The following is a 16,030-nucleotide window of genomic DNA, read 5'->3' as shown; positions in this document are numbered from 1 at the left end:
CTTATAAACTCTATTAAAAAGTTCAAAACTGTTGTACTTGATTCTAGAATCAAAAACCTCCAATTCCAGAATCCACCACTCAAAAAACCAACATCAACTCAACCAACAACTCTCATTAAAAAAACAAAATGCAATACTTTACACTGAATAATTGCAAAAATTAGTTACATCTCATACATTTGTAGGACAACACCAACTTTGAGTAGCCCTATGATAAACATTTTCCTAGAGTATTTAAAAGATAAATTTCCGATAACCGAAGAGGAATTGGAAATGCTCAGCCAGGTATGCACAGTAAAAAAACTTCGCAGACGACAGTATCTTTTGCAGGAAGGGGATGTTTGGCAAAAGAATGCATTTGTTGCAAAAGGTGTTTTGCGTACGTATCGAGTAGATGAAAAAGGGACGGAACACATCATACAATTCTCCATCGAAAATTGGTGGGCTGGCGACAGACAGAGTTATCACTCCGGATTACCCTCAGCATTTAATATTGAAGCTTTGGAAGATGCTGAAATTGTACTCATCCCAAAAGCAGATTTTGATCGCTTGCAAATTGAAATTCCTAAATTTGGCGAATTTACCAGAGCATTGTTAGAACGTAGTTTTATAGCTTCTCAAAACCGTATTCATGCCAGCATCAGCTATTCAGCCGAAGAAAAATATGCCGATTTTATCAAAACCTACCCTGATATCACTAACCGAATTCCACAGCACATGATTGCTTCCTATTTAGGAATTTCTCCTGAAACACTCAGCCGAATACGAAATCAAATAGCCAAAAAATAATACCTTCTCAACAACACTTACTCATTACGGTAAGTGTTTTTTTCTTCTGTATAGTCCTAATTCATTACTGCTTTTTAAACTCTTGATAAATATCAAGAGTTTTGTCTGCCTTTTATCAATGGATTGAGTGTACTTCCTGTTGCAACTTTGTAACAGAAATTCAAAGCGGATTTCATCAATTAAATACTCAATAATTATGAAAGCAAAATTTATCATCACTGCACTATTACTAACAACATTTATAGGCAGTCAAGCAAACACAAATTCGTCAGAAGAAAAAAACACTATTGTTATTGTGCATGGAGCATGGTCAAAAGCAGCAGACTGGGAAAATGTTTCCAATGCTTTAAAATCAAAAGATCATGAAGTTCTAATCGTTAATCTTCCAGGACATGGAGACGATAAAACTCCTGTTAATACTATTACTATGCAAACGTATGTTGATGCAGTAAAAAAAGTCATTGGAACGAAAAAGAACATAATTCTGGTAGGACACAGTTTCGGAGGTATCGTCATCAGTCAGGTAGCAGAAGAATTGCCTAAACAAATTCAAAAACTGATTTATATAGCGGCTTATATTCCAAAAGATGGGGAAAGCTTACTTTCTATAGCACAAGCTGACTCACAAAGTCGCATTGGTCAATACCTTAAAGTAAATGAAAAAGAAGGTACAGTTGTGATTGCAAAAGAAGGTGTAATAGAAGTTTTTGCAGCCGATGCCCCTAAACATATTGGCGATTACATTGCTTCAACAATTCAACCTGAACCGTTATTACCTCTTACTACGCCTGTAAAACTCAGCAGTACTCAATTTGGAAAGGTTAAAAAAGCAGCTTTATTAACTACCGAAGACAACACTATTGGCATCATGTTACAGGAAAAGATGGCAAAAGATGCAGGCATAGAAAATCTGGTATTCCTGAAAGCCAGCCACACACCATTCATTGCACAAGCTGAAAAACTAATCCAATTTCTTTCGGAACAAGCTAAATAATGCTGTTTTCTTGATAAATGTCAAGAGTTTTATTTGCCTTTTATCAATGGACAGAATGCCCTTTCGGTTGCAACTTTGTAACAGAAAATCAAACTAAAAAATCATGGAAACAATTGACAACAAAGCGTATTTAAAAAGCAAATTGGAAGTAAAAATGAATTCCATCACATTACAAATGTTTTTTGAAACAGAATCCAAAATGACATTTACAATCATTGACGGAGGCGGAAAAATTGAAAACGGATACACCGAAACAGTAGAAACAAACATTATTAAACTGAGAACAAATCTGTTTCTAATCACTTGGAAAGAAATTTCAGGAACAACCATCAGTCAGGTTCAAGATTTAGAAAACGAATTAGTTTACACCAATATAACAATGACTAACGGTAAATTTTATCAAACTAAAGGAACAATTAAACACATTAAATAATACTAATTTTTAAACATTAATATCATGAAAATAGGAATCATCGGTGCAGGAGCCATCGGACAGGCTTTCGCCAAACAAGTAGCAGACGCAGGTTATGACGTAGTAATCAGTAACAGCAGAGGAGCAGAATCGCTCAAAGAAATTGTAGCCCAATTGGGTGGAAATGTAAAAGCAGGTAGCGTTGAAGAAGCCGCTACTGCCGAAGTAATCTTCCTTGCTCTTCAGTGGCAACATATTGAGCAAGTAACACAAAGCATCAACTGGGAAGGAAAAATTGTAATTGACCCAACTAACCCAATCTTACCGGGCTTTAAATTAGCCAATTTGGGCAATAAAACGTCAAGTGAAGTGGTACAGGAGTGGGTTTCAGGAGCAAAACTGGTAAAAGCCTTCAACACCTTACAACCTGGACTTTTAGCTTCAAATCCAATTCAAAACGGAGGAAACAGAGTATTATTCTTTTCAGGGAATTATGACGATGCCAAAGATATTGTTTCGGGCATTATCAACCGCATCGGATTTGCAGGAATCGATTTGGATCGTCTTAACGAAGGTGGAAAGTTACAGCAGTTTCCGGGTGGAGCATTGCCAGCACTTAACTTAATCAAAATGTAATTTTTAAATCATTATAAATTTTTATTCACTTTAAAACATTAAAATCATGTCAACATTAATAAATAAAACAGCTTTAGTAACCGGAGGTAGCCGTGGAATTGGTGCCGGAATTGTAAAAAGATTAGCTTCAGACGGAGCAAACGTAGCCTTTACATATGTTTTTGATAAAGAAAAGGCAGAAGAACTGGTTAAAGAAATCGAAAAAACAGGAAGAAAAGCATTCGCTATCGAAGCAAACAATCAAAATCCTGAGGAAGTTATTGCGGCCGTTGAAAAAACGATAGCAACATTTGGACAACTGGATATTTTAGTCAACAATGCTGGAATTGGAATTGTTGCTCCAATTGAAGAATTTACCCTTGAGAATTTTGATAAAACTATAGATATCAATGTCAGAGCCGTTTTTGTCGCTATCAAAGCTGCCGTTAAACACATGAAAAAAGGCAGTCGTATCATCAATATCGGAAGCATTAATGCCGACAGAATGCCATTTCAAGGCGGTGGTGTTTATGCCATGAGTAAAGCAGCCATTCAAGGTTTAACAAGAGGATTAGCCCGTGATTTTGGTCCATTAGGAATTACCATAAACAACATTCAACCCGGTCCTATTAACACCGAAATGAATCCGGAAGAAGGAGAATTTGCAGATTATCTAAAAACACATATTTCGGTAGGTCGCTATGGTCAACCACAAGAAATAGCCAGCTTGGTTTCATATCTTTCAGGTTCAGAAACAGGCTATATAAACGGAGCCAGTTTAAATATCGATGGTGGTTTTGCCAGCTAATTAAATTTTAAAATCCCTTTTCAAGCAATTCTGAAAAGGGATTTTAGTTTTTATTAGATTCAGAAATCCATCACCCAAAAAAGGGAATCAAATCAAACAATAATCTCCATTAAAAAAGTTAAAAAGTATAGTATTAGATTCTAGAATCAAACCTGTATAGTTATTTTAGGACGGGACATTTCATTTTAATTTTTAAACTCATATCATGGTTAATTAATATGTGTTCGATAGAACCCTCGTACATTAAATGTACACGATTTAGACATAATTTTGATAGTAATTAAAACGAGACCTATAAAAAAGTAAGAGATATAGAATTTTAAGGCATAAATAATGCATACCTCAAAACATCAATTAAAACAATATAAATCAATAACTTAAATATTTTACTTTTCGCTGAATAGAGTCAAAATAGGCACAAGGTGTTCGACTATGATCCCTGACACCCCACAAAGAAACTCCTTAAGAAATTAAGGAGTTTTTTTTACCGTTTTCCGAGTGTCGATGGATTGTAGATTGACATTCAAATTTGGGGAGATACTCAAGCGGCCAACGAGGGCAGACTGTAAATCTGCTGTGTGAACTTCGCAGGTTCGAATCCTGCTCTCCCCACAAATTACCAAAAACTCCAAAGTCTTGCGATTTTGGAGTTTTTTTTATGGTTCGAAAAAACTGTCATTTTTTGTACTACATCACATGGAAGACCTATATATGCTAAAATAAAAGGTTCGTACCTCTTAAGGTTTTCATATTTATAATTTCAAGCTACTTTATAATCACCCATTCTAAAAATCAGGTTTAAACCTTATGTTTGCTATATTTGACTAACTTTATTCAAAAATCAAAAGAATGTCTTCTGCGGAACAATTAGATATAATTCAGCTATTCAAATCTGTTTTCATAGGTCGGAATGATGTATTTGCTGTTCGTTGGGAAAAATCTGGAAAGGCCGGATATATACCAGCTTATCAATATGACCCATACCATTATCGGGTATATAAAATGAATGGAGGAACTTTTCAAAACTATCCTCACAAAACATATCTATCACTTACTGAAGCCGAAATCTATAAACATTTAAACGGCATCCAACAAATTGGCATTTATCCATTACTACAGAATAATACATCTTGGTTTATAGTAGCTGATTTTGATAAACAAAACTGGAAAGAAGAAGCTTTAGCTTTTCAAAAAACTTGTATGAAGAAAAATATACCAGCCTACTTGGAGCGTTCCCGTTCTGGAAATGGTGGACATGTTTGGATATTTTTCAACAAATCTTATCCGGCAATTAGAAGCAGAAAGATTTTTATTTCTATTTTGGAACAGTCGGGAGCTTTTTCAATGTTTGACAAAAGTTCCAGTTTCGACCGATTATTTCCTAATCAGGATTTTCTTTCGGGGAAAGGCTTGGGCAATTTGATAGCTCTACCATTTTTTAAACCTGCAATGGAAAATGGAAATAGTTGTTTTATAAATCCCGAAACATTTGAACCCATAGCTAATCAATGGCAATTTTTGAATGATATAGAAAAAGTTTCGATTGAAATATTAGAAAATTTGTATCAAGAAATTTCAACAACAGAAAATCTACCAATTCCCAAAAGAAACAATGGTAAACTATCTATCACGCTTCAACAAAACATCCTTATCCAAAGAGATGGATTAACTACTTCGTTAATCAATTATCTCAAAGAAGAATTGAATTTTGCCAATTTGGAATTCTTTATCAAGAAAAAATCGGGAAAAAATACTTTTGGAACAGAGCGCTATTTTAAACTTGTTGAAGAAACAGAAAGCGAAATCATCATTCCAAGAGGTTTTATTAGAAAATTACTTCGCTTCTGTAAAAATCAAAATTTCGAATTTGATTTTAAGGACAGCAGAAAACGAAAGGAAGAAATACCTTTCTCATTCAATGCAACATTGAGAAATCATCAAGATAAAGTAATTGAAACTTCATCAAAAAAAGATTTTGGAGTTATCGTGGCTCCTCCAAATTCAGGAAAAACTATTATGGGATTGAAGATTATCGCAGAGAAAAAACAACCTGCTTTAATCATTGTTCATCGCAAACAATTATTGCAGCAATGGCAAGAGCGAATTCAAGCATTTCTAGGAATTTCAAAAAACGAAATCGGCATCATTGCACAAGGCAAAGCGAAAATCGGCAAACACATTACTATTGCCACCATTCAAAGCTTACCAAAACAAATTGAACAAATACATAATCAGTTCGGGACTATCTTAATCGATGAATGCCATCATATTCCAGCCGAAATATTTCGCAACACTATTGAAAAATTAGAAACATTTTATCTCTATGGATTGACGGCAACACCATTCAGAAAATACAATGATGACAAACTGATTTTTGCTTTTATTGGAGAAATAATTTCGGAGATTACAACTTCTGACATTGAAAACTTCAAACACGCTCAAATCATTGTCAAAAATACTGATTTAGATATTCCATTCAATTCAAAAACAGACAGTTTTGAAACACTTTCAAAGATTTTAGTGCATGATTCGGAAAGAAACAAACTTATCATAAATGACATTAAAATTGAACTTTCAAAAGGAAAGCGAATAGCAGTTATAACTGAAAGAAAAGAGCATATTGATTCACTTTACCTTTTTCTCAAACAATCTTACGAAGTCGTTACACTAAGTGGAGAAGATTCAGAATCCAACAGAAAATCAAAATGGCAAAATTTACGACAAGGCAATTTTCAAATATTGATTACTACAGGACAATATTTTGGTGAGGGTTCGGATTTGTCAAATATCAATTCCTTGTTTTTGGTCTATCCATTTTCTTTTAAAGGCAAGTTGGTTCAATATATTGGACGAGTACAGCGTTCAGAAATTAATCCCACAATTTACGATTACCGAGACATCAAAATTGATTATTTGAATAAACTTTTTTTCAAACGAAACACGTATTACCGTCAAATAATCAAGCAAGCAGATTTGTTTGATGAACCAACAGAATCAATACCTGAAAAGCAAAGTATGGTAATTAAAAAACAAATCAAAATCGCTATAGATGATTTGGATTTTAGATATGGTAATGTAGGTTTTGAATATATAGATAAAGAAAGTAACGAAGGATTTGTTTTTGAAATAGAAAATGAAGAATTCAGACCTGAATTTGAGGTTTTGAAACCTTATTTTATCAAAATTTTGAATTCAAAATCTGTTACAATTGATATTTATGTAGAATTAGAAAACGGAGTGATTTTATCGCAATTGGCAACTTCTGACGACATTGAAAATATCAACAAAGAAATTGTTGAAAGCGTAAAGTTCCAATTTTTGAATAAAACGTTCATTAATCAAATCCCTACATCAAAACAAAATATTCTTACAACAAACGAATTGCCCAAAGACCAAAATATTTATGCAGATGTAGAAGATGTTTTGAAAGATTTACTAAAAGGGAAACAATACAAACATTCACAACATATTCATTTTTTAATTAAGATACACGAAAGAAATTTAATGAAGTTGAGATTTATTTTACAGCCGTTTTCATTAGTCTTTTTAATAGCAGGAGAACAAAAATATCACATCATTTTAGAAACATTAGATACCGAAGAAGCTACTTACATTTGGCACATAGAAAAAAGTAAATCATTACTAATTGACGCAATCAAACAAATAGACAAAGAAATAAACATTATTCGAGAAAAAGGACGACAAACTTATTTGGAAACTAATCCGCTAAACTTTTCAAGAATTGTCCATGATTATTCAGAGAACAACAAAGGATTTACGATTTGGAAAGGACAATTAGAGGAACGGTTGGTCTATAACGGACTAATTTACTGAAATTAATTGCGATTATAGAATTTTTGAAAAATTAAGAGAATAATAATTAATCAAGACTTTGCGATAAAACAGCAGAGCCTTTTTGTTATATTTGCCAATAACCAAAGTTTTACCTCTTTATATGAGTGATGAAATTATCCAAAGCAATGATTACAAAGACTGGTCAGTATTTATTTTAAACAAGATAAAACGTGCCCAAACCCAAACGGCATTAAAGGTCAATACTGAAATGCTCACTTTGTATTGGGAAATTGGAAATTCCATCATCGAAAAACAACTACAAAATGGCTGGGGAAGTAAAATTATCGACCTTTTAGCTAATGATCTGATTCATAATTTTCCCGATAGCAAAGGTTTTTCTGTTCGAAATTTAAAGTATATGAGAGCTTTTTCCGAGGCTTACCCTCATTTTCCAATCGTGGAAGTACCTCTTGCACAATCTGAAAATGAATTTGTGCAAGTGGCACTTGCACAAATTACCTGGTATCATCATATCAGTTTACTTACCAAAGTAAAAGACCCATCAGAAAGAGCTTTCTATATAGCAGAAACAGCCAAAAACGAATGGAGTAGAGATGTTATGCTTTTGCAAATACAAAGCAATTTATATTCACGAAGCGGAAAAGCATTAAACAATTTTAAACAAACTTTACCCGAATACCAATCTGATCTAGCAAAAAGTATTTTCAAAGACCCTTATCATTTTGATTTTTTAATGCTTTCTGCAAAAGTAAAAGAACTTGAAATTGAAAAACTTTTAACACAGAAGATTACAGACTTTTTGTTGGAATTGGGAAAAGGATTTGCATTTATCGGAAGACAATACACTATTGAAATTGACAATACTGATTATAAAATTGATTTACTTTTTTACCATACGATCTTACATGCTTATGTTGTTATAGAACTTAAAGCAGGGGAATTTATGCCTGAGTATATTTCTAAACTTAATTTTTACATTAGTGCTATTGACGATAAACTCAAAACTCCAACTGACGAGCGAACAATAGGTTTACTACTTTGTGCATCAAAAAGTAATATAAAAGTGGAGTATGCAATGCGTGGACTTGATAAGCCTTTGGGAGTAGCTACCTATCAGTTAGAACAATTGGTAAAAGATAATATTGATAAAATGATCCAAAACGAGGAATAATAACCGAAGTAACTTCAAATATTTGTTAATAGCATTTCAAGAAGATAATTTAACAAAAAAACTAATTCTATTTTTATCGAAAGTTTTTTCAAATCCTGTATAAAATCGTTCGATTTTTTTATGATTTTCCGAGTGTCGACGGATTGATAGATTGACATTCAAATTTGGGGAGATACTCAAGCGGCCAACGAGGGCAGACTGTAAATCTGCTGTGTGAACTTCGCAGGTTCGAATCCTGCTCTCCCCACAAATTACTAAAAACTCCAAAGTCTTGCGATTTTGGAGTTTTTTTATTTCCTAAACTTATGGATTTTATTGTTTACATTATATTGTATCGAGAAGCTGGGGATTAAGCAAAAAGATTAGATAATCTGAATAAGAAGAAATCTATTTTTCTCACTCCTCTAAACTGTGATCTAAACGCTTTATTGTGCTAAAAATAAATGACCAATACCCAAAGCCTATTCTATGGCAAACCGGATTTTGAGTTTGCTAAATAAATAACCGCTATTATTTATGCCTACTGCTCCGGCAATTTCTTTTTTAGTAGCATACGGGTTTTCTTTGAGTAAAGCCTTTGCCTTTTGCAGGCGGGCTTCTGTGATGATTTCCTGTGGTGTCTGCCCCAAAACAGCTTTTGTTTTTCGGTTTAAAGTACTTTTTGACATCGAAAAACGAGATGCAAGTTCTTCGACACCAAAATTAACCTGAGTTAAATTGGCGTGGATGTAATCGTTTAAATCGGCATTAAATTTCTGCGAAAATTCTTCCAGCCATTGTTGTTCTTCTTTGTTTAATGTTGGTGAAACAGCATTGATGACTTCTGCTGATTCGAGCGATTTTTGAATTAAAAGCAACAGTTCTTCTTCTACAAAAGGTTTGTTCAGGTAAGCATCTACACCCAAACGCAGCATATTGAGTTTTCCCTGCTGGTCGGCACGGGCAGTCAAAACAATAATGGGTGTTTTGTTGTTTTGATTCTTTAGTTCCCTTACCAGCGATTCGCCATCGAGCACAGGCATCATATAATCGGTAATAATAATGTCAAAAGTCTGATTTTTTAGTATCTGCAAGGCTTCGCTGCCATTAAACGCCTGCACAACCTCAAATTGATGCAAGACCATCTGAATGTACGTCTGCATTTCCTGATGGTCTTCTACCAGCAAAATACGTTTTCTGACCGGACTATTGTACGTTGAAACAGCTGCTGTTTTTGTATCAGTCCTTTTATTGTCATTATTAACTTCTAAACGATTTTTAGTTGTAGAAACCGAAACGAATTTTTCAGGAATTGTGATGGTGAAAACGGTAGAAACCGAAGGTTCGCTTGTCAAATCGATGCTAAACTGGTGTTTTTCGATGATACTTTTGGTAAAGGACAAACCAATACCGTTGCCCTGACTTTTGGTAATATCATTTTTTGATTGATAAAAACGATCAAAAACCTTAGTTAAATCTGCTTCAGGAATGCCAATTCCGCTGTCTTCTATACTAATTTGCAAATCAGTATTTAAAATGGCCTTCATTTGTACTTTTCCTTTTTCGGGTGTAAATTTTAAAGCATTTGCCAGTAAATTATTGATCGATTTAGAAATTAAACTTTCATCCATTTGTACCTCCAAAGTCGGAATTTCGAGCTGCAGACTGAAGTGAATTTGCTTTTTATCAAACAATTCCTTGAATTCCTGATAGTGTTTGTTCAAAAAAGGAATCAACGGAACCTGAGCGGTATTGATTTTAAATTCATTAGAATCTATTTTGCTTAAATCAAGAATGTTGTCTATAATGTTTTGAATGTGTGCGGTTTGAGAATTGATAACGGCTATCCTGTTTTGATTTTCCGATTGGGATTCATCAAAATCAATTCTGGAAACATAACCTTGTATAAGGGTGAGCGGGGTTCGGATTTCGTGCGAAAGATTGATGAAAAACTGGGTTTTAAATTCGTTTAATTCCCGGAGTTCACTTTCTTTCTGAGCAATAATATTTTTGTCTTCGATGACTTTGTCCCGTTCTATTTCCAGGAGAGTTTCGTTTTGAAGATTTAGTTTTTTGAAGTAGGTCATCAGTAAAAAAACAGAAAGGAAAAGACAAAACGTACTAATTTCCATTAATCTGTCGATGATGTCCTGCGGGTAAACAACATACACATAGTACGGGCACAAAAAGCAGATATAACTAAGTATCATAAACGCAAAAGGGAGCGTGTTTTTCCTGAAAAAAGGCAGTGCAATACCTGCGAAGAAACAAAAATAATACTCTATAAATCTTCCGGGATTTACAAAAAGTGTAAACAAATTGAAGTGCGCAAAAACAAAAATCATAAAAAGTACCCGGGCAAGCTTAAACTTTTTTTTGCGGTTTAAAAAATAGACTGTTAATACAAGAATTTCGCAAACTGAATGCCCAAAAAATATATCCCAGTTGATGTATTGGTGTGTGAAAATTTTCTTTTCAAAATAAAGAGGCACGACATCCATATAAAGATTCATGCAGATAATAAAAAGCACGACACACATCCAGACGATACAAAAAATATTTAAAATTTTGATTTGTTTTTCATACGATCTATGAGTGTTTTTGACACTTGTATGATGGGTTAAATTCATGATTTCCGAACTTTAGATGAGACAAATTTTAGTTTTTTTATTTTGCTGTACAAGCTTTCAGAACGACAATTTTAAAAATTGAAGCAAATAGATGTTTTTTGAATCAAATGGATACTTCGCTGATTCAATTGGAGTTATCGGTTATTTTAAATTTGCATTGGAAATTTCAGCACTGGATTTTGACTGCAAAGACAGCCGTTTTTTTGAGATAATAGTCTTTCGGTTCATTATTGATTACCGAAAGTCTGTGACTCAAAACTAAAGCCCATCACTGGAATCAAATATCCTGAAAAACTAACCATTTAAAAATTAAAAAATGATGAAAAAATTACTTCTGTATTTTACCTTATTATTTGTTCCGATGTCAATTTTGGCACAGACTTTTACACAAGGCGATCTGACTTATACGGTAACTTCGGGGACGAATGTGGCTGTGAAAATGAAAGATGTGACAATTTCTACAGCAGCTATTCCTGCAAGTGTTACGGATTCAGGCACGACCTATTCTGTTACAAGTATTGGAACTAATGCTTTTTATGGTTGCACGGGACTAACCTCTGTAACGATTCCTAATTCGATAACGAATATTAGCAATTATGCTTTTTTTAATTGCACGGGGCTAACTTCTGTAACGATACCTAATTCTGTAACAAATATTGGATCTGGGGCTTTTTATTTCTGCACAGGGCTAACTTCTGTAACGATTCCTGATTCTGTAACAAGTATTGGAGAGGCTGCTTTTATAAATTGCAAAAGTTTAACCTCGATTACGCTTGGCAATTCAATCGCTACTATTAGATCTAAAACCTTTCAATATTGCAAATTTCTAAACACTATTGTGATTCCTAATTCAGTAACGAGCATTGAGAGTCGTGCTTTTGAAGATTGTACAGGGCTAACTTCTCTAACGATTGGTAATTCTGTAACGAGCATTGAGAATTATGCTTTCAATAATTGCACTAAGCTAGCTTCTTTAACAATTCCAAATTCTGTAGCGAACATAGGAAGTTTTGCTTTTTATTTTTGCTATGGGCTAACTTCTGTAGTGCTTGGTAATTCGGTAACGAGTATTGGGGATTCTGCTTTTGCCTCTTGCGATGCGATAACTTCTGTAACAACCTTAAGCCCAACGCCTGTAGCAATCAATGCAAATGTTTTTAATGGTGTAAATATTACTACTATTCCACTAATTGTTCCTGCGGGCAAGGAGCCGGCTTATGAGAATACCGCGGTTTGGACCGATTTCATGTCTGTTACCGGAGCAACTTTAGGCACACCTTCTTTCGGGAAACAAGAGAAAGTTTTAGTTTATCCAAATCCATCAACTGGTATTTTTAATATTAACAATAAGGAAAATGTTACACTGGAAGTGTTTGATATTTCAGGCAAAAAAGTAAAATCTCAAAAAACTACGGGAGAAGTTTCACAAGTAGATTTGTCCGGGTTTACAGATGGAGTTTATTTTTTAAAAACAAACAAAGAGACAACAAAGTTAATTAAGTTGTAAGTTAAGTTTTCGGCGATGGGTTTTGAGCCGATTGCCCATAGTTAAAGTGATGTTTCAGAGCAAAAATTTGCACATTTTTTTATGTTTAGGTAAATATTAAATCCCTTAAAAGTCTTCCGGTTTCTTTTTCAAAATATTTTTTTTGGATTGTTAACTAATAAAAAGCAGATCATTCAGTTGTCGGTGTTTTGAATTCTAATTAATTACAGGGGCAGAATTTTAGTTAAATCCGGAGACTTTGACAGGGTATTTTTATGGCTTAAAATTGTATAAAATTAATAAAGCTGGAATAATACTTCAATTTTTAATAAGAACTCTAAGGGGAGTGTGGTTTATTAAGAATTATAAAATTTAGAGTCCTCCAAAGTCTTATGACTTTGGAGTTTTTTTATTCTCTAAACTCATGGATTTTATTGTTTATGGATTAAGATTCTCTAATCTTTTTACTGAATCCTCAACTTTCAACTAATCCGTTAAGATAGTGCTTCAATCAGGATTTGTAAGATAAATACAGATAGGATTTATATAATTTGTTTATTTTCACAGACTATCATTTTGAAATGGATAAATACAAGAATAAATATAGAATAGGGTCACATCGATTACGTAATTGGGATTATTCTTCAAACGCTTTATATTTTCTTACCATTGTTACCCAAAATAGGGAATGTATTTTGGGTGATATTATCGCCGGGGAAATAAAATTATCCGAAATGGGTAAAATTGTAGAAAATGAATTTTTGAAATCATTTGCAATTCGAAATGAATTGTTTTTGCACGAATATATCATAATGCCTAACCATTTGCATATGATTGTGGAAATATGTCATACCGGGAATGAATCAAACGATTTGATTGATAACGGGGATAACGTACAACCGCACGGGTACGACGTAGAACCGAACGGCCGTGCGGTTCTACAATGGCAATCGATAAAACCGAATCGTCCTGTGCGATTACCCAAATCCATATCATCATTTATTGCCGGATTCAAATCGGGGGTAAATACCAAAATTGACGATTATATTGACGAACATCATTTACCAATACCAAAATACAATAAACAAAATCATTTTTTTCAACCGAATTACCACGATCACATTGTCAGAAATGGTTTTGAATATCAAAGAATAGCGGATTATATTATACAAAATCCGATCGTTTGGGAAAATGACAAATTAAACCATAAGAAATGAGTAAGTTTTCTTTTTTATGTTTGAAAACGGGTGTTGGTTTTCATGCATTATTCATGCACTATCCATGCTTTATCTATGCTTTATCTATGGCTTATCTATATCGTTGATTTTGGATTGACCCGTCCTATAACCCGTCCTAAAATAACTATACAGATTATTAAATAAATCCTGTTTTAGCTATACACCTGTAATTCTTAATCCTAAACTTACTATACAGCTGTTTTTTCATGGCTAAATTTTTTATTATAATTCTGACCCATCCAAAATTTTTCAGGATGAAACAGGTGTAAGCTGGCTCTAAAATTATTTTTCACCTTGTTTATTTATATAAAAAACCATCTCTACTTTGTCAGCAAAGATGGTTTTATAAGGCGATTAGTTTTTATTAAACAATAAATATATTGGCGATGTCTACAACCTGTTGTGTGGTTAAGGGTTCATCATACGCTTCTGATCCTGCTGCTGCTCCAAAGGCGGCAGCGGTATTGAATCCGGCTTGTATGGTTACGCCCTCTCCGTCATAAACAGCCTGTGTTGCCGGTGGCATGCCGGCTCCTCTTTCTGCGTTAGAAATCCATCCCTTGAGACCGCGAAGTCTTCTGACTTCAGAGGCGTGTCTGGCTTCTACGGAATGGATTTGTAATGCAGCAGTTAGTAAATCAGGTGTTGTAATTAAATTGGCTGCCTGGCCTTTGTATGCTCTTACTCCTGTATCTTCAAAAGCCTGTGCTAATGCGAGAAATGTAGGATAGTCATTAAACGGATCAAATGCCCCGCCGACAGTAAAGTCAAAGGTAGGTTTTGGAACAAAGTTTGCGCTGGCTGTTCCGCCCAGACCTGCTATTAAAAATTTGACGTGATCTGCTTCATGATCCGCAATCTGCTGAAAGACTTTTAAATCGCGTCCGCCGTTTTCAGATGCGGGAATTACTCCATGATCTAAGGCCATAGCATAAAATTCATTTTCAAGATATTCTAATGTAAGGGCAAACTGAAGTGCCCCGATTGGAGTTGCAGGAGTCGCGGTTATATCTTTAGCCATTGCCTTACTGGCAAGAGCCGACAGACCAAACGGAATTGAAGCGAACGCCAGATTTTTACCGATATTTCCAAATTGTGAGAAACTGTCTCTTCGGGAGCTGGTGCTTCTCATTGTATTATCATCTGTGAAGGATTCTATAAATTTTAAAATATTCATAATTTCTAGTTTTAACGGTTAGCATTAAGGCAAATATTTTGCAGTAAATTTTGTGGTGATAAATCCTCCTGCAATTGGAAGAATTTTGGAAGGGTTAGAAGCTGCATCTAAACCTGTAGAAGCGCTTACAATATCATCACCTGCAAAATCCTTAGAATTTGGATTGATTAAGCTTCTAATTGCCGAAGCATGTCTGGCTTCTACAGAAACAATTTTACCTGCCAGCAGAAGGTAATCGGCACTTTTGATAAGTTTTCCTGCTCCATTGTATGCGGCAACACCGGTATCTTCAAGTGCCTTTGCAGTCGCAAGGACTTCATTGCGGCTGTTGAAATTTAATGAGCCGTAGTTAAAAGCTAAGGAAGGAAGTAATTGTGTACCCGGATCAGGAAGTGCAAGAGTCAAAGCTGCTTTAAAGAAATCTCTGTGAACCACTTCGTGATGATACAAATCTGTTAATACTTCACGTTCAGTGTCATTAAATGTGGTGTTGAAATTGGATGAATTTACGACTTTGGTATAAAAGTCAGCTTCCAATTGTTCGAGAGCATAGGCATAGGTTAAGACTCCAAAATCTCCGGAACCTAAATCAAATATTCCATTTTTTATTCCAGGCAGGGAATTATCCTGCATATCGTCATTATCGTTGTCGCTGCAGCCAGCCAAAACCAAACCTGCGGTAACCATTGTAAGTCCGCTGAGCTTAAGGAAGCTCCTTCTGCTGTCCAGGATTGGGTTGACTTCCTGAATTTTAACTTCGTTTTTCATAATAAAGTTTTTATCGGTTAATAACATGTATTTTAGTATTAACGAAATTTTATGATGTGCGGTTTTTGAATATTGACTTATTCTTTAAGAATTTTCTTTTAATTTTTAAAAAGGTCCGTTTTTAAAGGGGTAAATGATGAATAATTT

Annotated in this window: 12 protein-coding genes and 2 tRNA genes; 11 read left to right on the top strand and 3 right to left on the bottom strand. The window is 34.3% G+C overall.

Annotated elements, in window-relative coordinates; translation table 11 throughout:
- Nucleotides 1–210 precede the first annotated feature (210 nt).
- From GWR14_RS21655 to GWR14_RS21615, 9 genes are all read left to right on the top strand, one after another.
- Complete coding sequence (locus tag GWR14_RS21655; RefSeq protein WP_163411237.1) at nt 211–789, top strand: Crp/Fnr family transcriptional regulator; 579 nt, start codon at nt 211–213, stop codon at nt 787–789.
- A 196-nt stretch (nt 790–985) separates the two neighbouring features.
- A complete protein-coding gene (locus tag GWR14_RS21650; protein WP_163411236.1) occupies nt 986–1,783 on the top strand; it encodes an alpha/beta hydrolase in 798 nt (265 codons plus the stop codon).
- A gap of 103 nt (nt 1,784–1,886) precedes the next feature.
- A complete protein-coding gene (locus GWR14_RS21645; protein ID WP_163411235.1) occupies nt 1,887–2,216 on the top strand; it encodes a MoaF-related domain-containing protein in 330 nt (109 codons plus the stop codon).
- A gap of 24 nt (nt 2,217–2,240) precedes the next feature.
- The gene (locus GWR14_RS21640) at nt 2,241–2,831 is read left to right on the top strand and encodes an NADPH-dependent F420 reductase (RefSeq protein ID WP_163411234.1); all 591 of its coding nucleotides are present in this window, start codon (nt 2,241–2,243) and stop codon (nt 2,829–2,831) included.
- A gap of 46 nt (nt 2,832–2,877) precedes the next feature.
- Nucleotides 2,878–3,618 (top strand): SDR family NAD(P)-dependent oxidoreductase, encoded by a 741-nt coding sequence (locus tag GWR14_RS21635; RefSeq protein ID WP_163411233.1) that lies wholly within the window; start codon nt 2,878–2,880, stop codon nt 3,616–3,618.
- A 531-nt stretch (nt 3,619–4,149) separates the two neighbouring features.
- A tRNA-Tyr gene (locus tag GWR14_RS21630) sits at nt 4,150–4,230 on the top strand.
- Nucleotides 4,231–4,467: 237 nt separating this feature from the next.
- Nucleotides 4,468–7,452, top strand: a complete 2,985-nt coding sequence (locus tag GWR14_RS21625; protein WP_163411232.1) for a DEAD/DEAH box helicase — start codon at nt 4,468–4,470, stop codon at nt 7,450–7,452.
- 121 nt (nt 7,453–7,573) lie between these two features.
- The gene (locus GWR14_RS21620) at nt 7,574–8,605 is read left to right on the top strand and encodes a PDDEXK nuclease domain-containing protein (RefSeq protein ID WP_163411231.1); all 1,032 of its coding nucleotides are present in this window, start codon (nt 7,574–7,576) and stop codon (nt 8,603–8,605) included.
- Nucleotides 8,606–8,771: 166 nt separating this feature from the next.
- Nucleotides 8,772–8,852, top strand: a tRNA-Tyr gene (locus GWR14_RS21615).
- A 214-nt stretch (nt 8,853–9,066) separates the two neighbouring features.
- Here the strand turns inward: GWR14_RS21615 and GWR14_RS21610 are convergent.
- A complete protein-coding gene (locus GWR14_RS21610) occupies nt 9,067–11,214 on the bottom strand; it encodes a response regulator (RefSeq protein ID WP_163411230.1) in 2,148 nt (715 codons plus the stop codon).
- Nucleotides 11,215–11,533: 319 nt separating this feature from the next.
- On the opposite strand from GWR14_RS21610, the gene GWR14_RS21605 reads away from it, so the two are divergent.
- Both GWR14_RS21605 and GWR14_RS21600 read left to right on the top strand, forming a co-directional pair.
- A complete protein-coding gene (locus GWR14_RS21605) occupies nt 11,534–12,721 on the top strand; it encodes a leucine-rich repeat domain-containing protein (protein WP_163411229.1) in 1,188 nt (395 codons plus the stop codon).
- A 560-nt stretch (nt 12,722–13,281) separates the two neighbouring features.
- Nucleotides 13,282–13,917 carry a transposase gene (locus GWR14_RS21600; RefSeq protein ID WP_163411228.1) on the top strand — a complete coding sequence of 212 codons (636 nt, stop codon included), beginning with the start codon at nt 13,282–13,284 and terminating at the stop codon, nt 13,915–13,917.
- A 385-nt stretch (nt 13,918–14,302) separates the two neighbouring features.
- Here the strand turns inward: GWR14_RS21600 and GWR14_RS21595 are convergent, their stop codons facing one another.
- The gene (locus GWR14_RS21595) at nt 14,303–15,115 is read right to left on the bottom strand and encodes a ferritin-like domain-containing protein (RefSeq protein ID WP_163411227.1); all 813 of its coding nucleotides are present in this window, start codon (nt 15,113–15,115) and stop codon (nt 14,303–14,305) included.
- Between the two features lie 24 nt (nt 15,116–15,139).
- The gene (locus GWR14_RS21590) at nt 15,140–15,883 is read right to left on the bottom strand and encodes a ferritin-like domain-containing protein (protein ID WP_163411226.1); all 744 of its coding nucleotides are present in this window, start codon (nt 15,881–15,883) and stop codon (nt 15,140–15,142) included.
- Nucleotides 15,884–16,030: the final 147 nt, after the last annotated feature.

The organism is Flavobacterium ajazii, assembly GCF_010614725.1.
In the GTDB taxonomy this organism is placed as follows: domain Bacteria; phylum Bacteroidota; class Bacteroidia; order Flavobacteriales; family Flavobacteriaceae; genus Flavobacterium; species Flavobacterium ajazii.
Note: the sequence above shows the minus strand (reverse complement) of the source record. Positions and strands in the feature narration are given on the sequence as shown.